This is a genomic window from Paenarthrobacter sp. YJN-D (assembly GCF_015040335.1).
Lineage (GTDB): Bacteria > Actinomycetota > Actinomycetes > Actinomycetales > Micrococcaceae > Arthrobacter > Arthrobacter nicotinovorans.
In genome coordinates, this window is sequence record NZ_CP053549.1 from 3,105,044 (window position 1) to 3,123,299 (window position 18,256).

At 63.7% G+C, this 18,256-nt stretch carries 18 protein-coding genes; 9 read left to right on the forward strand and 9 right to left on the reverse strand.

Annotated elements, in window-relative coordinates:
• Positions 1–39: 39 nt before the first annotated feature.
• Positions 40–714 (reverse strand): response regulator transcription factor, encoded by a 675-nt coding sequence (locus HMI60_RS14390; protein ID WP_018776703.1) that lies wholly within the window; start codon positions 712–714, stop codon positions 40–42.
• A complete protein-coding gene (locus tag HMI60_RS14395) occupies positions 711–2,231 on the reverse strand; it encodes an ATP-binding protein (RefSeq protein ID WP_193589841.1) in 1,521 nt (506 codons plus the stop codon). Before HMI60_RS14395 ends, HMI60_RS14390 begins: the two co-directional genes overlap by 4 nt.
• A 125-nt stretch (positions 2,232–2,356) precedes the next feature.
• Here HMI60_RS14395 and HMI60_RS14400 point away from each other — a divergent pair, with 125 nt between their 5' ends.
• From HMI60_RS14400 to HMI60_RS14420, 5 genes are all read left to right on the forward strand, one after another.
• Positions 2,357–3,889 (forward strand): PspC domain-containing protein, encoded by a 1,533-nt coding sequence (locus HMI60_RS14400; protein WP_193589842.1) that lies wholly within the window; start codon positions 2,357–2,359, stop codon positions 3,887–3,889.
• Between the two features lies 1 nt (position 3,890).
• Positions 3,891–4,265, forward strand: a complete 375-nt coding sequence (locus tag HMI60_RS14405) for a hypothetical protein (RefSeq protein WP_055971654.1) — start codon at positions 3,891–3,893, stop codon at positions 4,263–4,265.
• Between the two features lie 58 nt (positions 4,266–4,323).
• Positions 4,324–4,572 (forward strand): PspC domain-containing protein, encoded by a 249-nt coding sequence (locus HMI60_RS14410; protein WP_018776707.1) that lies wholly within the window; start codon positions 4,324–4,326, stop codon positions 4,570–4,572.
• 212 nt (positions 4,573–4,784) lie between these two features.
• Positions 4,785–5,810, forward strand: coding sequence for a 6-phosphofructokinase (locus HMI60_RS14415; RefSeq protein WP_018776708.1), 1,026 nt, complete (start codon positions 4,785–4,787; stop codon positions 5,808–5,810).
• A gap of 9 nt (positions 5,811–5,819) precedes the next feature.
• Positions 5,820–6,569: a GNAT family N-acetyltransferase gene (locus HMI60_RS14420; protein WP_193589843.1), complete on the forward strand. Its 750-nt coding sequence runs from the start codon at positions 5,820–5,822 to the stop codon at positions 6,567–6,569.
• Positions 6,570–6,646: 77 nt separating this feature from the next.
• On the opposite strand, the gene HMI60_RS14425 is transcribed toward HMI60_RS14420, so the two are convergent.
• The 7 genes from HMI60_RS14425 to HMI60_RS14455 form a co-directional block, all read right to left on the reverse strand.
• Positions 6,647–8,167 (reverse strand): DHA2 family efflux MFS transporter permease subunit, encoded by a 1,521-nt coding sequence (locus HMI60_RS14425; RefSeq protein WP_055971651.1) that lies wholly within the window; start codon positions 8,165–8,167, stop codon positions 6,647–6,649.
• Entirely contained in the window at positions 8,151–8,780 is a 630-nt protein-coding gene (locus HMI60_RS14430) for a PadR family transcriptional regulator (protein WP_079580759.1), read from the reverse strand. Before HMI60_RS14430 ends, HMI60_RS14425 begins: the two co-directional genes overlap by 17 nt.
• Before the next feature lie 110 nt (positions 8,781–8,890).
• On the reverse strand, positions 8,891–9,310 hold the full coding sequence (locus tag HMI60_RS14435) for an ankyrin repeat domain-containing protein (RefSeq protein WP_018776712.1): 420 nt from the start codon (positions 9,308–9,310) through the stop codon (positions 8,891–8,893).
• Positions 9,307–10,392, reverse strand: a complete 1,086-nt coding sequence (locus HMI60_RS14440) for a folate-binding protein YgfZ (RefSeq protein ID WP_055971648.1) — start codon at positions 10,390–10,392, stop codon at positions 9,307–9,309. The genes HMI60_RS14435 and HMI60_RS14440 overlap by 4 nt, the downstream gene beginning before the upstream one ends.
• 55 nt (positions 10,393–10,447) lie before the next feature.
• A complete protein-coding gene (locus HMI60_RS14445) occupies positions 10,448–11,170 on the reverse strand; it encodes a flavodoxin family protein (protein WP_193589844.1) in 723 nt (240 codons plus the stop codon).
• Positions 11,171–11,224: 54 nt separating this feature from the next.
• The gene (locus tag HMI60_RS14450) at positions 11,225–11,824 is read right to left on the reverse strand and encodes an FABP family protein (RefSeq protein ID WP_018776715.1); all 600 of its coding nucleotides are present in this window, start codon (positions 11,822–11,824) and stop codon (positions 11,225–11,227) included.
• 166 nt (positions 11,825–11,990) lie between these two features.
• A complete protein-coding gene (locus tag HMI60_RS14455) occupies positions 11,991–12,725 on the reverse strand; it encodes a hypothetical protein (RefSeq protein ID WP_018776717.1) in 735 nt (244 codons plus the stop codon).
• Positions 12,726–12,988: 263 nt separating this feature from the next.
• On the opposite strand from HMI60_RS14455, the gene HMI60_RS14460 reads away from it, so the two are divergent.
• The 4 genes from HMI60_RS14460 (at position 12,989) to HMI60_RS14475 (ending at position 18,214) form a co-directional block, all read left to right on the forward strand.
• Complete coding sequence (locus tag HMI60_RS14460; RefSeq protein WP_018776718.1) at positions 12,989–13,687, forward strand: response regulator transcription factor; 699 nt, start codon at positions 12,989–12,991, stop codon at positions 13,685–13,687.
• 226 nt (positions 13,688–13,913) lie between these two features.
• Entirely contained in the window at positions 13,914–14,885 is a 972-nt protein-coding gene (gene mshD / locus HMI60_RS14465) for a mycothiol synthase (protein WP_193589845.1), read from the forward strand.
• A 103-nt stretch (positions 14,886–14,988) separates the two neighbouring features.
• Positions 14,989–17,238: an RNA degradosome polyphosphate kinase gene (locus HMI60_RS14470; RefSeq protein ID WP_018776720.1), complete on the forward strand. Its 2,250-nt coding sequence runs from the start codon at positions 14,989–14,991 to the stop codon at positions 17,236–17,238.
• Between the two features lie 7 nt (positions 17,239–17,245).
• Positions 17,246–18,214: an NUDIX hydrolase gene (locus HMI60_RS14475; protein WP_039242427.1), complete on the forward strand. Its 969-nt coding sequence runs from the start codon at positions 17,246–17,248 to the stop codon at positions 18,212–18,214.
• Positions 18,215–18,256: the final 42 nt, after the last annotated feature.

Genomic DNA, 18,256 nt, shown 5'->3' on the forward strand with positions numbered 1-18,256 from the left:
GCAAGCGTTGGGAAATCCCCCGCGGGATGTGAGCAAGCGTCAGAGGAGGCGTCGCTCCGCTGCCCACTTGGTGAGTTCATGGCGGCTGGAGAGCTGTAGTTTCCGCAGGACGGCTGAGACGTGCGTTTCCACTGTCTTGATGGAGATGAACAGCTCCTTGGCAACTTCCTTGTAGCTGTATCCCCTGGCGATGAGCCGCATGACTTCGAGTTCCCGGGCGGAGAGCTTGTCCAGTTCATCATCCGCGATGTCCGCCGGAGCCGTTCCGAAGGCGTCCAGCACGAATCCTGCGAGCCGGGGAGAAAACACGGCATCTCCATCGGCAACCCGGATCACGGCGTCGGAAATTTCCTTGCCGGAAATGGTCTTGGTGACGTAGCCGCGGGCGCCGGCCCGGATCACCGAAACCACGTCCTCCGCGGCGTCGGACACGCTCAAGGCCAGGAAACTGGTGGTACCCAGCAAGGCCGAGGAACCGGCGATGACCTCACGGCCGCCGCCGCCCAGGCCGCCGGGAAGATGAACATCCAGGAGCACTACCTCGGGGCGCGTTTCCGCGATTACTGCGATGGCCTGCTCCACCGTTCCGGCTTCGCCCACTACGTCCATGCGTGCGTCAAGATCGGCCTTCAGCCCGGAGCGGAAAATGGTGTGGTCATCCACGATCACCACCCGCACAGTGCGTCCCGGACCACCATCAGGATTGATCGTCATTGCTTCATTTCTCCGTTCCGGACTTCACTGTTTCGAGCCTCACTCATGAAAGCTTCACCTTTCCGCTGCTCATTCGCCTCCGAAGGTGCTGACGGAAGGGCCAAGCGGACTTCCGTGCCGTCGCTGCTGCTGTTGATGACCGCGGTTCCACCGTGCCGTTTCATCCGGCCAATGATTGATTCCTTGACGCCCAGGCGATCGTCGGGCACAGCGTCAAGGTTGAAACCGGGGCCGCGGTCCTTGATGAAGATCTCAGTGTTGCCGTCGGTGCTCTCAAGGTAGACCGATACCGTCCCGCCACCGTGCCGGGCCGCGTTGAGCATCGCTTCCCTGGCCGCCTGTACCAGGGCCTCGTGCCGTTCCGTCATTTCGGTATCGCCCACGGTGACCACTTCCACCGCATTGCCGTGGGAGTCCTCCACTTCGGCTGCGATCGCCTTGATCCGTTCAGCCAGGAGGCCCGTTTCCTTGGCGGGGTCGCTGAAGAGCCAGGTCCGGAGTTCGCGTTCCTGTGCACGTGCCAAGCGGACCACGTCCTGTTCGGATCCCGCCCGCCGCTGGATCAGTGCGAGGGTCTGGAGCACTGAGTCGTGCAGATGGGCGGCGATTTCAGCGCGCTCGGTCTCGCGGACACGGCCGGCCCGCTCTGTTTCGAGGTCCTTCCAGAATTTCAGCCCCCAGGGCAGCAACACCAAGGCAACGCCGCCCAGGACCGCCACGGAGGCCAGCAGGGCAAGCCAGGTCTGTTCCCAGGAGCCCGACCCCGACACCATCACCAGGACACCTGCCACAACCAGCGCCAGGCCTGCTGCGAGACGGACCCAGCCACCGGCTTGGTCGGCCTTCGTCTTGTCCACCAGGCCGGCCCTGCGGGTTTCGTCCAGCTGCATCCAGGCAATCGCCGCACCACCGAGGATGGCTGCTGCCGGAATCAGAGTGCCCAAGGGGACGTCGACCCCGAATTGGCGGGCGATCAGAATGGCAGCAACCAGAAGCAGCGCGGCACCGAGGAGGATCTCCTTGCCGTACTGAATCTTCCGGAACGAGAACCACGATGCCAGGGCGCTGCCGTCCCACCAGCCTCCGGGCGGGTTTGCGCCTGCGTCCGGAGCTGTTGCGGCGGGACCTGTGGCTCCGGTGGCTGCCGACCCGCCGCCCGGAGCACCAGCCACCGCCGGTCCGCTGAAAGCCGCCGGTGCGGCGCCGGCGTCGTACGCCTTTGGCGCCCGGGCGGTGTCAATGCTTCCAGGGGCCACAGGCGGCAGGCTCACGGCAGGAGCAATGGGCGACGCCGGTCGGCGGGCATTGCGCTTGGCGTTCTCATCCGCGGTGGGAACCATGGTCCACAGCCACGCATAGAACGCCACACCTGCCCCGCCGGCAAAACTGGCCAGCACCATGCCAAGCCGCACAAACTTGACCGGCCACCCCAGGTGATCCGCCAGGCCGCTGCAGACGCCCGCGATCATGCGGTCGCTGCTGCGGACCAGCGGGGGGCGTTCAACGGCGGTTCTCATGTACCAATCCAAGCACGGATCAGGGTTCCCCGAACCGGATTCCGGCAGGGTCAGGGGCTCTCTCAGGGATCATTCAGGGTATCCCCCAGTAGAGGGCATGTGGGCCCGGGCGGCAGGATCGAAGTATGAACGCGAACAGCATGAACCCAGAGGAACCCGGAACGTCCGGCACCGCCGGCCCGTCCGGCTCCAGCGCTCCCACAGGAGCTTCCGGATCACCTTCCGGGGCGTCGGACCAGCCCACTGCCGGAGCGTCTGCAGGCACTGGCCCTGCTGCCGGGACCTACGCGCCGGCGGGGGACGCTCCCCAGGCTCCCCAACAGAACTTCTTCGATTGGATCCGCGACCAGGGCATCCGCCGTGGACCTGACCGTTGGATCGGCGGGGTTGCCAGTGGCGTAGCCCACCGGTTCGGCATTGATCCGTTGATCGTGCGCGGAATCTTCATTGTCCTTGCGCTCTTTGCCGGGGTCGGGGTCCTCCTCTACGGCATCGCGTGGGCACTCCTGCCCGAACCGGATGGCCGGATCCACGTCCAGGAGGCAGGCGCCGGACGGTGGTCGGGTGGAATGACAGGTGCTCTGATCACGGTCATCATCGGACTTCCAAGCCTGGGCCGCGGTTTCTGGGGATGGGGCTGGAACGGGCTTCCCGGCCTGTTCTGGACGCTTTTCTGGATGGGCGGTGTCTTCTACCTCATCTACTTCCTGGTTCAGCGGAACAAAGCGTCGAAAGGAGCCGCGCCCATGAGCCCGCAGAACTACGCGGCCGCACCTGGCGGAACCGCAGCGTACGGTGCTCCTGCCTCCTACCCGGCCACGGGAACCAATGCCGGCGTACCTGTCTACGGTGCGGGCACGCCTGCGGGATCACGCAGCGGAGCTTACGGTCCGGGCAGTTACGGTCCGGGCAATTACGTTTCCGGGCCGACCCCTCCTTCAGGTCCGCGTCCTCCGTTCGGCCCCACTCCGCCGCAGGGCCCTACTCCGCCGCAGGGGTGGGAACAAAAACCGGCCACACCCAAACGCAAGGGACCCGGCGCGGCCATCGTCGCAGTGTCTGCCGGTGCAGCGCTCCTGGCCGGCGGCACGTTGAAAGCGCTCGACGCCGGCAACGTCATTGATCTGGGCAACACCGCCAACGCCGTGGTGTGGGCGACCGGTGCTGCCGTGCTGGGTCTGGGCATCCTGGTCGCGGGACTTCGGGGACGGACATCCGGCCTCCTTGGCTTCCTGGCCGTCGTAGCCCTGATCGTTGGCGGAATCTTCAATGTAGTTCCCCGGAATGGCGATCGCTGGACCTTCCACGACGTCAACTGGGCACCGACAAGCCTGGAACAGGCACGCCAGGGCATCAGCGTCACCGGAGCCAAGGGAACTGTTGACCTGAGCAATGTCACCACCACGCCGCCGCTGATCTCCGAGGTCCTGGTCCCGGTGGACGCAACCGCCAGCAATGTCACGGTCATCATCCCGGACGATGTTCCCGTCGAGGTCAAGGCAGACATGACTTTCGGCAACCTCAACGAACGCGGCGCAGACCGCGGTGGCCGGCTCCAGGACGACAGCACCCTCTACAACACCGGGAAACCCGGGGCCAACCTCGTAGTGGAAATCGACGGAACCTTCAGCAACGTGACCATCAAGGAAGGAAACTGACATGAGCACGAACGAGCCCTTCACGACCCCCGGATCTCAGCCCACCGAGCCACTGCCCAAGGAAACCCGCCCTACGGAAGCCCTGCCGAAGCCCGGTCTCCAGCCGATCCCCCTCACACCGCCTTTGGAGCCCAGCTTCCGGGTGGAACACCAAGAGGAGGACGAACCCAGGCAGGCCCGCATTGGAACCGTAGTGTGGGGTCTGATCGTGGTGGCCCTGGCGGCACTGATCATCATCTCCACTCTTGGCTGGGTGTCATTGAACGGTACCTATGTGCTGATAGGCCTGATGATCGGAGCCGGGGCCGCACTGGTGGTCGGCGGACTCCTCTCGGCCCGTAAGGGCTCCGCGAAATCCAAGAGCCCTGCCCCGTGATCCACCCGATCCATCCGACCCACGTGACAAAGCAACCACAACAGGGAAGTGTGTAGCCATGGACAAGTTCTTCAGCATCGTCAGGGGCTTCGGCCTGAAGCGGGGACCACAACGCTGGCTGGGTGGCGTGTGCGGAGGCATCGCCGCGAAGCTCAGGGTGGATGTGGCTTACGTCCGGGTGGCCTTCCTGCTCTTCTGCCTGCTCCCCGGGCCGGCAGTGGTGGTGTACATCCTCGGCTGGCTCATCCTTCCGGACCAGAACAACAAGATCGCCCTCGAATCCTTCATCAGCCAACGCTCCCGGTAACCATTCGGGCAAACCTGCCGAACCCGGACAGAATATGAAGCGCCCCGCCGGCCCGGCGGGGCGCTTTTCGCTGATTTCGGCCATGTTTCCAGCACCGCACATCCGTGCTCGAAGGTAACCGTTTGTGTCCTACCCCACATGCCCGTCTACAATCATGGGGAGCTCAGCGTGGCGCTCTTGCACGTATTCCTCCAAGCCATGAGTGAGCAAACATGAAAATTGGCATTCTTACCAGCGGTGGCGACTGCCCCGGACTCAACGCAGTGATCCGGGGAGCAGTCCTCAAAGGCATTGCCATCCACGGCCAGGAATTCGTCGGCTTCCGCGACGGCTGGCGCGGTGTGGTTGAAGGCGATGTCATAGACATCCCCCGCACCATGGTCCGCGGTATCGCCAAGCAAGGTGGAACCATCCTGGGTACTTCCCGGACGAATCCGTTCGAAAACGGCGGCGGTCCGGATGTCATCAAGGCCCACATGGAACGCCTGGGCATTGACGCCATCATCGCCATTGGAGGTGAGGGAACCCTGGCTGCGGCCAAGCGCCTCACCGACGCCGGCCTGAAAATCGTTGGCGTGCCCAAGACCGTGGACAACGACCTCGATGCCACTGACTACACCTTCGGCTTCGACACCGCAGTCCAGATCGCGACCGAAGCCATCGACCGGCTCCGCACCACCGGCGAGTCGCACCACCGCTGCATGATCGCGGAGGTCATGGGACGGCACGTTGGCTGGATTGCCCTCCACGCGGGCATGGCAGCGGGCGCCCACGCGATCCTGATTCCGGAGCAGAAAGCCAGCATCGAACAGATCACGGAGTGGGTACAGGAAGCCCACGACCGTGGCCGCGCCCCTTTGGTGGTTGTGGCAGAGGGCTTCGTCCCGGACCACATGGAGTCCCCGCACTCCGAGCGCGGACTGGATACGTTCGGCCGGCCCCGTCTGGGTGGCATCGCCGACCAGCTGGCCCCCGAGATCGAGGCCCGTACAGGCATTGAAACCCGTGCCACCATCCTCGGTCACATCCAACGCGGTGGCGTGCCTACGGCCTACGACCGCGTCCTGGCTACCCGGCTCGGTATGGCTGCCATCGACTCCGTGGTCGAAGGCCGCTGGGGCACCATGGTTGCCCTCAAGGGCACGGATATCTCGCACGTGGGCTTCGAGGAAGCCCTCGGCAAGCTCAAGACCGTGCCGCAGCACCGCTACGACGAAGCATCGGTCCTGTTCGGCTAGGCTGAATCCATGACTCTGGAGCCCACGTCCGCTGCAATCATCCAGCTGGCGTGGGCTCGCCATTTGGGGCTCGACGACGACGCTTTCGCCGGCGCCGCTGCCGCACTCGCCCCTGAAGGGACTGCTCCGGGCGATCCCGACGCCAGGATCATCCGCGTTGACGAATCAGCCCGGGCGCTGGTGTTCCTGCGGCTGTTCGGCGTGTCGGCCCTGGTGGGTCCGCAGTGGGCAGTGGACGCGGCGGAGGGAATCCCCGATACCGAGTTGGCCCAGCACGTGACATTGTTGACGCTGACGCGGTCGCACGGCGGGCACGGACTTGGCTCGTCGGCCCTGTTCTTCGCAGATGATCTTCCCCTGCAGCAGCCGTCCGAAGACCTCACGGTTTCCCACGGCAATCCCGAGGCGATCAGCCTGGAAGGTCTATGCCCTCCCGACGATGTGAATGAAGTGGGACTCCAAAACCTGGAGCACCGCTTCACCATCATGCATCCGGAAGAGGAGCAACCCACCCCTGTGGCCTGCGGCGCCTACTCCGAGTGGGAGGGAATCCTGGCCAACATGGGAGTGCTGGTGGCTCCCCCGTGGCGCAGGCGCGGAATCGGGAGGTTGGCTGCTTCGATCGCCGCCCACGAAGCACTTGCTGCCGGACTGACCCTGCAATGGAAGGCAGATGTGAGCAACACCGGAGCACTCGCGATGGCCCGCAGCCTCGGCTTCGCCACGGGCGGGCTTCACGCGAGCGTGCTCCTCGGCTGATTCCGCCCGGAGTTTTGTCCAGCCAATGCCCTTCGGGGAGTCTCCCCCAGGGCATCAGCCGGACAAAGACTCCACGCTTAGCGCTGGAGTTCGGCGTCGGCCGTTTCAGCCTGGGCAGGAGCCTTCGCGCCCCAACCGGAAACGGACTTCGGTTTGCCGAAGAACAGAGCGACGACGGCGCCCAGCAGGATCGCGAAGGCCGGCAACATGATGGACTGGCTCATCGCCGTCGAGAATCCCGCGTGCAGGAACTCCGGCAAAGTGCCGCCCATGGAGACCTCGCCGACCGGCGCACCTGCTGGTGCGGCCGGGAGCTCAGCCGCCAGGCGTGACTGGATCAGGGCAGCGATCGCAGCCGAACCCAGCACCGCACCGATCTGGCGCGTGGTGTTGAAGACGCCCGAGCCGGCACCGGCCTGGCGCGGTTCCAGGTTGCGGGTGGTGGCGTTGGACACTGGCCCCCAAATGAAGGCATTGGCAACACCCTGCAAGGCACTGGGCAGCAGGAACATCCAGATGGGAGTGTCCGGGCCCAGCAAGGAAGCGGTCCAGAACAGGGCTCCGGAGAGGCAAAGCAGGCCGAAGGATGCGAACCATCGGGGGTTGGCCCGGTCGATCAGCTTGCCCACGAACGGCGCCAGGGCACCTGAGATCACTGCCATGGGAATCATGAGCAGGGCCGACTGCGTCGGCGTCAGGCCCCGGACTGTCTGGTAGTAGAAGATGGTGGGCAAAGGGAACGCTGTCACCGTGAAGCCGACTGCCATGATGGTGGTGTTGCCCAAGGAGAAGTTGCGTTCCTTGAACAGTCCCAGGGGAAGCAGCGGTTCACCTCCGCGGCGTTCGAGGATCCACTGCCAGAGGACAAAGACCACGAGAACCGCGAGACCGGTGATGATCAGGCCCCACACCGAAATGAACCCAGTCACAGTGCCCCACTTGTAGGTCTGGCCTTCCTGGATTCCGAATACCAGCAGGAACATGCCGACGGCGGAAAGCAGCACGCCCAGAACGTCGAAGGAGTGGCTGTGCGTGGTCAGTTTGGGTACGAACCGCATGACCAGGATGAAAGCCACAAGACCGATCGGGACGTTGACGAAGAAGATCCACTCCCAGCCGAGGCTGTCGACCAGCACGCCGCCCAGGATGGGGCCGACCAGTACGGCCATGCCTGCAGTGGCTCCCCACAGGCCCATGGCGGCACCGCGCCGGTCCGGCGGGAAGATACGCGTGATGACGGCCATGGTCTGGGGCGTCATCATGGCGGCACCGAGTCCTTGCACCGCCCTGGCAGCGATCAGCATGGTCACGTCGCCGGAAAGGCCGCACCACAGCGAGGCCAGGGTAAAGACCACCAGGCCGATGAGGTACAGGTTCTTGGGTCCAAAGCGGTCACCAAGCCTGCCGGTGATGAGAAGGGGTACTGCATAGGCCAGCAGGTAGGCACTGGTGACCCAGATAACGGCGTTGATGTCAGTATTGAGGCCTTCCATGATCCGCGGATTCGCGACCGACACAATGGTGGTGTCGATGAGGATCATGAAGAAGCCAACCACGAGTGACCACAGTGCGGGCCATGGCTTAGCTATGTTTTCCAAGGGATTCCTTTGGCTTGTTTGAAAGTCCGGTGAGGGCAGGGCGGGGTTCATCCCAAGGCAGCTGCCCGGTGCCCAACTCCTCAAGGAGACCGCGGATCCACGCGATCTCGGTTCGAAGCATGGCTTGCTGATAAGTGATGTCGATCCAGTACTTGCGGTCCAGCCCCTTGGCCGTCACGGCCTCCTGGGCATGGACCAGGAAGTCGAGGTCGGCGTTCAAGGCGACCAGCCGGTCCTCCAGGAGGCCGGTCACCACCTCCGCGGGGAGGTGGTGCGCTTCGGCAATGGCATGGGGAAAGACGGGGTATTCGTTGACGGGAGCAGCGAGCATGGCCTGGAGCCGCGCGTCCAATGCCGCATGTCCAGCCTCCGTAATCCGATAGGTGGTCCGCTCGGGGCGGTTGCCTTCGCGCTCCGTCCCTGTCGCCTCCACGAGTCCGTGTTCCTCAAGCCGTCCGACCGCGTGATAGAGCGTGCCCGGACGGACCTTGACCAACCGGTCCTCGTGACGGGCCATCAGTACTTGGTACATCTCGTAGGGATGCATGGGTTGCTCGGCGAGAAGCGCCAATGATGCAACGCCCAACGGCGTCAACTCAGCACTTTTGGCCACAGCCTGCTCCTCCCATCAAGAATATTCCACAACAACTATTCCACGTGGAGTAATCAGGTGCAAGTAAACCCCGGCTGCTGCTGCGGCCGGGGTTTACCTGGAAAGCCCGGTCAGCCCAGGAGGGCCAGGATTTCCGTGCGGGCGAACATCGAGGCGGCGTCGCGCGCGCTGGGCGTACCGGCGTCCGGATCCGCTCCGGCATCCAACAGGGCCCTGGCGACCCCGGTATATCCCTTGAAAACGGCGCCTGCGAGAGGCGTCTGTCCGCGGTCGTTCGCAGCGTTGACATCGGCACCATGGTGGATGATCAACTGCACGGCGTCCTCATGTCCGTGGTAGGCCGCGAGCATCAACAGCGAATCCCCTGCCGCGTTGGTGAGGGTGGCGGGGGCTCCGGCGTTCAGATAGCCCCGCAGCAACTCCGTGTTTCCCTCACGGGCGGCGTCGAACAGGGCATGGGCCAGAGCCAGCGTCTCCTCGTCGGGGCCTGTCTGGTCGTTTGTGGCAGCAGGGCCATCGCTTGGGGTCATCGGTGGGGTCCCTTCAGGAATCCGGTCTGGCGCCCGACAACCTGTCCGGCGTCGGGGGCGACGATCACTTCCTGGGCTGCGATGTAAGGCTCCTCGCCGTCCATCACCGTGAGGGTTTCCTCCGCGGAAACGGACCGCTTGATCACGGCCAACGCCACAGGGCCCATCTCGAAGTGCTGCGCCACCGATGTCAGAGTACCCACCTTGCGTTCCCCGGCAAATACAACACTGCCCACAGCCGGCAGGGTGTGCTGGGAACCATCGAGCTGAAGGAACACCAGCCGCCTCGGCGGGTGCCCGAGATTGTGGACCCGGGCGATGGTTTCCTGGCCCTTGTAGCAACCCTTGTTCAGGTGCACCGAGGTGCGCAGCAGATCCAGTTCATGCGGAATCGTCTTCTCATCGGTCTCCGCGCCCAGACGGGGCCGCCAGGCAGCCACCCTCAACGCGTCCGCTGCCATGGCGCCGGCCAGCGGGAGGCCCTCCACCGCGGTCTCAAGCTCAGCTGCGGGAACAAGGAATTCGTACCAGGGCCGCTCCAGCCCGGGGTGGGATTCCTCCGGCACGATGCTGTACGCGTAGCCTCCAGGACTGACGTGCGGCCATGGATCCTCCCACACAAGGCGGGAGGAGAACTGCTCCAGCGGTTTGGTGGCCCCCACCACGGCCCACTGCTCCGAGACGTCGTCGATCTCCACCCGGAGCATGAACTTCATTTTGTTCAGCCAGTCAGCCAGGGGCGCCGCTTCGGCTGCTTCGACGATCAGCCAGGTGGTCCCGCCGTCGTCAATGACGCGGGCGTCGAACTCGATGCGCCCTTGGACGCTCAACAACAAAAGTTCGCTGGAGACGCCCGGCTGCAGGTTGGTGAGCTGCTGGGAGGACAGCGTGTTCAGCCAGCTCAGGCGGTCCGGTCCGGCCACGGTCACCACGCCGCGGTGGGACAGATCCACGACGGCGGTGCCCGCGGCCAAAGCGCGCTGCTCACGCAACGGTTCGCCGTAGTGTGCCGCGACGCCTTCGTCCAGACCGGTATCTTCAACGGCGCCAGGGCGCGACAACAGAGGGCTCTTGTAAGTCATATGTAGTAGAAGTCCTTGCGGCTCAGGGGTATTCCGGGTTGGGCAATATTTCGCTTCAGCGGTATTCCGGGTTATCAAAATCGAACCGCGTGCCGGCCTTCCACTCTTCGGGCAGGTTGCCGTAGGCGGGAATGCCCCCGGCATCACGCAGGAGCTTGGCCATATGGAGCAGGTTCCAGGTCATGAAGGTGGTGTTCCTGTTAGTAAAATCACTCTCCGGGCCACCGGATCCTTCGTCCAAATAGCTGGGTCCCGGTCCCACAGCACCGATCCATCCGGCATCGGCCTGGGGCGGAATGGTGAAACCGATGTGCTGGAGACTGTAGAGCACGTTCATGGCACAGTGCTTGATGCCGTCCTCGTTGCCGGTGATCAGGCAGCCTCCCACCTTGGGGTAGAAAGCCCACTGCCCCTTGCTGGTCAGCTCACCGGAGTGGGCATACAGCCGCTCAATGAGTTTCTTGGTCTGGGAGGAGTTGTCGCCCAACCAAATGGGACCCGCAACCACCACGATGTCAGCGTCACGGACAGCGGGATAGAGTTCCGGCCATTCGTCTGTCTTCCAGCCGTGTTCACGCATGTCCGGATAGACGCCGCTGGCGATGTCGTGGTCCACGGTGCGGATAAGGCGTGTCGTGACGCCTTGCTTTTCCATGATGTCCCGGCTGATCCGGATCAGGCCATCGGTGTTGCTGAGCTGTGGTGAGGGCTTCAGGGTGCCGTTTAAGAAGACGGCCTTAAGGCCCTCGTAGCCGCCTGGTTTGGGGTGATCGGTCACTTTCTGCTCCTTCTGCCTGGCGTGCTGCTCGGAACGTACGGTGAACCCTTTGGGTCAGGAAACCTTGTGCAGGAACGCCGATGCGTGGGCTTCGAGGGTCTTGCCGTTGGCTGCGACATCCCAGCGCCACAGGAGGTTGCCGTCCACCAAGCCGAAGATCCGGGTGGCTGCAGTGTATTCCTTGGAGTGGCTCCCGCGCATCACCATGTCGGTGCTCAGCTGGATCTGGGGTCCCTTGATCTGGCCGTAGTAAAGCTCGGTGATGCCGCCGGGGTGGGCGATCGAGACGGAGATATCGAATCCGCCGTCCTTGTTGCGGCGCTCTTCGACTTCATCTGCCGTTTTGAGAACGGGGACGATGTCCGCCGGGATCAGTCCGGGGCCGCCGTCGCCTTCCTCAAGTTTCCGCTCCAACGCCCAGAACCCGGTCTCCACTGTCAACGGACGCAACTTTGCGCCGGCGTCGTCGCTGATCCAGGTCTCGGCCCGGTATTGCAGGTACGGCAGGCCGTTGTGGGTGAACGAAACGTGCTGGACGAAATGTTCCGAATCCTCGTCGCCGCTGCCGAGCCGGCCGCGGCCCTCCCACTCACCAATGAGCCAGGAAAGGGGAACGAGTTCGGGCGTCAGATCTGTGGGGATCTCAATAGGCACAACAGTTACCTCGGTTGGGCTGCAGAACCAGAAAGCTTACTTCTGGCCCTTGAAAAGGCGGTAGACAACAAATCCTGCAAACCACGCCATGGCGATGCTGGCCAGGCCAAGGAGAACGAGGAAGAAGATTTCAAATGCGAGTACAGACATGATGCAATCCTAACCGCTAGTAGATGAGTAGTTTGTCTATGAAGTAAGCCAAGGCGCCCACGGCCCAGACCGGGGCCACGCCCATTCCAACAGCTGCCGGAATGTTAAGCCTCCCCCGCCTGAGGGTGGTCATGCGGCGAAAACACACCAGTACCGAACCCACCACGACACCCACCAAGGCAGCGGGCAGCACAGCGATGTCCGAGAAAACGAGGCCGGCGAGGGGACCCATGAGGCCCGCCATGACCACTCCGAGCGGCGCCACGATGCGGTCCGGCCAACGGATGATGCCTACCAACAGCGCAACGGCTGCGCTCAGGCCGGCAACGAGGACCATTTCCCTGACGCCGTTGAACCTGGCACCGGCTATCCAGCCTGCGCCCAGGCAGTTGAGCAGCACGCCGGCACTGCAGCCAAGCGTTGACTCCAGGCGTTGGGCCTGGCCCGTGCCCCGGACGAGTTGGACAATGAAGACGGCCATCACGCCAAGGGCAACAAAAGCCGGAGTTCCGTCAAGGAAGCCAGGGGCAGGCAGGTACGCGGCAGCTACTGCCGATCCCGCGCCGGCCAGTCCAATGACAGCTGCCAGCGTCTTCTTGGCCGGAACTCCCAGGAAATGCGGCCAGCCGATGCCTACTGCTGCAGACGCCGCGATGCCCACGCCAACCATGGCTTCCCGGGAAACGAAGGTGCTGGCCACGATGGCTGCGAGCGCCACGAGTCCGAATACCCCGATGCTCCAAGACTTCACTGTGTGCCCGACCTCAATCCGATGCGCCTTCTACGGCCTCCCGACAATCCTGCCTTATACCGGCCCAATATGTCGTAATTCCCCTGCCAACCCGTCACGAATCCATGTGTCGCAGGGCACTGATGGGTATACTCAGACTTCAACAGCGCACTGTCCTGGCCTCGATCCCGTCACAACGGGCAAGGGCCGCGGGGCGCTGGGACCGGCCGGTGAAACTCCGGTTTCGACGCCCGATGATGCGCGTACAGCCCATTGGAGGAACTATGTCGCACATCCTGCTCCTGACGAACAGCACCGGCTCTTCGGTGGACATTTTGCCTGCCTTGGAGTTGTTGAACCACCGCGTGCACATCCTCCCGGCAGAACCAACCGCTTTGCTCGAAACCGATCCCACGGACATTGTCTTCCTTGATGCCCGCAAGGATCTGGTAGGAGCCCGCTCGTTGACGCAATTGCTCAAGGCAACCGGACTCAGCGCGCCGTTGATGCTGATCCTTACCGAAGGCGGCATGGCTGCTGTTTCTTCGGCCTGGGCCGTGGACGACATCGTGCTCGACTCCGCCGGACCTGCCGAGGTGGAAGCCCGCATCCGGCTGGCCATGGCGCGTGCCGTGCCCGGCGAGGAAGAAACCCAGACTGAAATCCGGGCCGCCGGCGTCGTTATTGACGAAGCAAGCTATACCGCCCGCGTCAGCGGCCAACCCCTGAACCTGACGTTCAAGGAGTTCGAGCTCCTGAAGTACCTGGCACAACACCCCGGCCGAGTCTTCACCCGGCAGCAACTGCTGACGGAGGTCTGGGGCTATGACTACTACGGAGGCACCCGCACGGTGGACGTCCACATCAGGCGTCTTCGCGCCAAGCTCGGCGTGGACCATGAGAACCTCATCAGCACGGTCCGCAACGTCGGCTACAGGCTCACCCTGGTGCGGTTGCCCGACGACGAGCTCTCCGAAGCCTGACGGTTTAGACACAGGAAAGGTTTAGACACAGGAAAGGCCGGGATCCACACGGATCCCGGCCTTTCCTGCGTTCCTTGGTGGAGGACATACGGGTCGAACGTATCGAGGCCACCCCACTGGTGGATCCCCCCTGTACCCGGCCAAAGCCGAATGAGATAACGAGACTACCTCCGTTGCTCCGAGACATCAAATTACGGGGCTTGCCCGGGGCGTATAGCCTTGCACCATGAGTCAAGCACACCCGGAGAACTGGCCTGTACTGATCATCAAGGGCGCTTTGGACGCCGAACTCCTCAGGGATTTCAGGGCACTCACCGCCGCGGCGGAGGAGTCCGACGGGAACCCGCCCCTGTCCGAGCAGACCCTGGTGATGCTGCGTGGTGCCGACGGCGGCGATCATTCCGTCGTGTCTTTCGCACTGTATGCGCCGATCGAAGGCTCAGACCCGGCAACGGCGGAAGACCTGGCGGGAATCGCCGTCGTCGTTGACGCGCCGGACGCCAGCGGAGTGCTGGAACTGGCCGTCCACCCCAGTTACCGGAACCAGGGGGTGGCCGGACGGCTGTTGGACGCCCTGCAGAAGGAACGGAGCCTTGAAGGCCTCAGCGCCTGGTCGCACGGCGGCCACGAGGCCGCTGCGCAGTTGGCCACCCGTTTCGGTTACGGGCCGGTACGCGAACTGTGGAAGATGCGGCTGATGTCGTCGACATCCGCACTGCCCGACGCCGCCCTCCCGGACGGCGTTTCGCTGCGCGCCTTCGTGCCGGGCCAGGACGAGCAGGCGTGGCTGGCCGCCAACCGCGCCGCTTTTTCCCACCACCCCGAACAGGGTTCCATGACGCTCGAGGACCTCGAGGCCCGGAAAGCAGAAGACTGGTTCGATCCCGAAGGCTTCTTCCTGGCCGTCGACGACGCAGACGAACTCCTGGGATTCCACTGGACCAAGGTCCACCCCCGGCAAGGGCCGCACCCGGCAATCGGCGAGGTGTATGTGGTGGGCGTTACTCCGGCCGCACAGGGTTCGGGGCTCGGCAAAGCCTTGACTGTTGCCGGAATCAAACACCTCCAGGATCAGGGCCTCCACGCCGTGATGCTGTACGTGGACGCCGACAACCAGGCTGCTGTGGCCCTATACCAGAAACTGGGATTCATCCGCTGGGACACCGATGTGATGTACGGTCCGTTAACGAAAAATTAACCTGGCGCGATAACGGCAGGGAAAGGCGGCGGCTCATTGGATTCGGACACCGCGATTGCTTGTAATGTGGGAGGAAACCCAGTCCTGAGCTTAGGAGAGCCCCATGCAGCCGGACCCCGTCGGCATCGCCGGATCCACCTCTAAGGGGGCGACACTGCCTCCGCGCTTCGGATCGTCTGAAGTGCCGGCCTCGCGGGCCACCCAGGACCGCATCGATATTCCCGAATTCGCGCCGAGCCTGGAACCCGAAGGCGACATCTCCCCGGACCGCTTCCTGGACCGCGAGCTCAGCTGGCTTGCCTTCAACTCCCGCGTGCTGGAGCTTGCCGAGGATCCCGATCTGTTCCTGCTGGAGCGCGTCAACTTCCTCTCGATCTTCGCTTCCAACCTGGATGAGTTCTTCATGGTCCGCGTGGCCGGCCTCAAGCGCCGTATCGCCACCGGACTGGCTGTCCCCTCCCCCGCGGGGCTCAGCCCCATCGAGGTGCTGGAGCAGATCGGTGAAGAGGCCCACAAGCTGCAGGAACGCCACGCCCGCGTTTTTGCCGAGCAGATCCGGCCGGCCCTGGCCTACGAACACATCCACCTCATGCATTGGCATGAGCTGGACGAGGATGCCCGGCAGCGGATCAGCGTCATGTTCCAGGAGAAGGTCTTCCCCATCCTGACTCCCCTCGCCGTGGACCCTGCCCACCCCTTCCCGTACATTTCGGGCCTCTCCCTGAACCTGGCCGTGATCGTCAGCAACCCGATCAGTGACAAGGAGCTCTTCGCCCGCGTCAAGGTTCCGGACCAGTTGCCCCGCCTGATCTCCGTGGACGGGCCGCGCGCAGGTGCCATTCCCGGCCGCGTTGCCCGGTTCATCGCTTTGGAAGAAGTCATCGCTGTCCACTTGGACAAGCTCTTCCCGGGCATGGAGGTCCTGGAACACCACACCTTCCGGGTGACCCGCAACGAGGACCTGGAAGTTGAAGAGGACGACGCCGAGAACCTCCTGCAGGCTTTGGAGAAGGAACTGCTGCGACGCCGTTTTGGCCCTCCCGTGCGTTTGGAAGTCACCACGGACATCAACCCGAACATCAAGGCCCTGCTCATCAGGGAACTGGGTGTTGAGGAGTCCGAGGTGTACTCCGTACCCGCGCCGCTGGACCTGCGGGGGCTCTCCGCGATCAGCGGCATCGACCGTGCCGATCTCCACTACCCGAAACACGTCCCGCACACATCCCGCTACCTTAACGAGTCCGAGACCTCCAAGGCGGCGAATGTCTTCGCGGCAATGCGCCGCAGGGACATCCTGTTGCACCACCCCTACGACTCCTTCTCCACCTCGGTCCAGGCGTTCCTCGAACAGGCCGCAGCGGATCCCAAGGTCCAGGCCATCAAGCAGACTCTTTACCGGACGTCCGGTGACTCCCCGATCGTGGACGCGCTGATCGATGCTGCAGAGGCCGGCAAGCAGGTTCTGGCCCTGGTGGAGATCAAGGCCCGTTTCGATGAGCAAGCCAACATTTCCTGGGCGCGCAAGCTGGAACAGGCCGGTGTCCATGTTGTGTACGGCATCGTCGGCCTGAAAACCCACTGCAAGCTGTCCCTGGTGGTTCGCCAGGAAGTGGATGGCCTCCGCCGCTACTGCCACATTGGCACGGGCAACTACCACCCGCGCACGGCCCGCTACTACGAAGACCTCGGTTTGCTGACCGCCAACGAGCAGGTGGGCGAAGACCTTTCCAAGCTCTTCAACCAGCTGTCCGGCTATGCGCCGAAGTCCACCTTCAAGAGGCTGCTGGTGGCACCGCGCTCCGTCCGGGCCGGCCTGGTGGAGCGGATTGAAACTGAAATCCGCAACGCCCGTGCCGGCATTCCCGGCCTGGTGCAGATCAAGGTCAATTCCATGGTTGACGAAGCCATCATCGACGCCCTGTACCGCGCGTCCCAGGCGGGCGTGAAGGTGGACGTCGTGGTTCGTGGCATTTGCTCCCTCCGCCCCGGTGTTCCCGGCCTCAGCGAGAACATCACGGTCAGGTCCATCCTTGGCCGCTTCCTTGAACACTCGCGGGTGTTCGCCTTCGGCAACGGCGGCGATCCCGTGGTGTACATCGGTTCCGCCGATATGATGCACCGCAACCTGGACCGCCGCGTGGAGGCCCTGGTGCAGCTGTCCAGCAAGGAGGACATCACCACGGTCATGGATCTGATGCGCCGCTATGTTGACGACGGAACGGCCAGCTGGCACTTGGATAACCAAGGGCACTGGACCAGGCACCACCTGGATGCCGATGGCAAGCCGTTGCTGGACATGCAGTCCTGGCTGTTGGAGTCGCGTTCGCGCCAGCGTGCGTCGGCACGGAGGTAAGGAAGATTTGAACAGCGATACCCCCGTGGAGGATCAGACAGACCACCCCGGCGAGCCGGTAGCCGTCGTCGCTGCCGGCGCCATCCCGTGGCGCCTCAACAAGGGTGCCTTGGAGGTTCTGTTGATCCACCGGCCCCGCTATGACGATTGGTCATGGCCCAAGGGAAAGCTCGACGCCGGCGAAACGGTTCCGGAATGCGCTGCCCGTGAAGTGTGGGAAGAGATTGGCCTGCGGGCACCGCTGGGCATTCCCCTCCCGGCCATCCACTATCACGTGTCGGCGGGCCTCAAGGTGGTCCAGTATTGGGCCGCCAAAGTCAACGGTGAACCGCTCCGTCCCGATGGCAAGGAAGTGGACAGCGTGATGTGGTGCAGCCCTGACCGGGCGGCGTCATTCCTCAGCAATCCCACGGACGTGAAACCCTTGGAATATCTGGAGAAGGCACACGTCCGGGGTGAACTCGACACGTGGCCTTTGATCCTGATCCGTCATGCAAAAGCCAAGCCGCGATCGTCCTGGACCAAGGCCGAGGGCGACCGTCCTTTGGCGGCCACTGGCCAGCGGCAGGCCATTGCGGTGCAGCGCCTTCTTGACGTCTGGAAACCGCAGCGCCTGGTGACCAGTCCATGGACCCGCTGTGTGGCAACCATAGCGCCGTATGCGAAAGCGTCGGGGGCGAAGGTCAAGTTGGTGGAGGCGCTCACCGAGCACCACCATCAGCGTTCTCCGAAAAAGACGGCTGCAGCCATCGAGGCCTTGTTCGACAAGCAACTGCCCATAGCCGTTTGCACGCACAGGCCCGCCCTGCCTACCGCACTGAAGCAACTGGGGCAGCACATGCCCCAAAACCTGCGCGCAGTCCTCCCCTCCGCGGATCCCTTTCTTTCGCCGGGTGAGGTCATCGTGTGCCAGGTGGCGCGGGGATCCGAGCGGAAGATAGTTTCCGTGGAGCAGGTCAAGCCTTTCGACGACTAGGTACCGGCACGGTTGACTCCCACGTCTTTGTATCAAATACTT

Excerpts from the sequence above, each read along its gene's own strand:
- HMI60_RS14400 (WP_193589842.1), top strand. The coding sequence starts at position 2,357 with ATGAACGCGAACAGCATGAACCCAGAGGAACCCGGAACGTCCGGCACC.
- HMI60_RS14395 (WP_193589841.1), bottom strand. The coding sequence starts at position 2,231 with ATGAGAACCGCCGTTGAACGCCCCCCGCTGGTCCGCAGCAGCGACCGC.
- HMI60_RS14440 (WP_055971648.1), bottom strand. The coding sequence starts at position 10,392 with ATGACTTACAAGAGCCCTCTGTTGTCGCGCCCTGGCGCCGTTGAAGAT.
- HMI60_RS14460 (WP_018776718.1), top strand. The coding sequence starts at position 12,989 with ATGTCGCACATCCTGCTCCTGACGAACAGCACCGGCTCTTCGGTGGAC.
- HMI60_RS14420 (WP_193589843.1), top strand. The coding sequence starts at position 5,820 with ATGACTCTGGAGCCCACGTCCGCTGCAATCATCCAGCTGGCGTGGGCT.
- HMI60_RS14405 (WP_055971654.1), top strand. The coding sequence starts at position 3,891 with ATGAGCACGAACGAGCCCTTCACGACCCCCGGATCTCAGCCCACCGAG.
- mshD (WP_193589845.1), top strand. The coding sequence starts at position 13,914 with ATGAGTCAAGCACACCCGGAGAACTGGCCTGTACTGATCATCAAGGGC.
- HMI60_RS14470 (WP_018776720.1), top strand. The coding sequence starts at position 14,989 with ATGCAGCCGGACCCCGTCGGCATCGCCGGATCCACCTCTAAGGGGGCG.
- HMI60_RS14390 (WP_018776703.1), bottom strand. The coding sequence starts at position 714 with ATGACGATCAATCCTGATGGTGGTCCGGGACGCACTGTGCGGGTGGTG.
- HMI60_RS14415 (WP_018776708.1), top strand. The coding sequence starts at position 4,785 with ATGAAAATTGGCATTCTTACCAGCGGTGGCGACTGCCCCGGACTCAAC.
- HMI60_RS14410 (WP_018776707.1), top strand. The coding sequence starts at position 4,324 with ATGGACAAGTTCTTCAGCATCGTCAGGGGCTTCGGCCTGAAGCGGGGA.
- HMI60_RS14435 (WP_018776712.1), bottom strand. The coding sequence starts at position 9,310 with ATGACCCCAAGCGATGGCCCTGCTGCCACAAACGACCAGACAGGCCCC.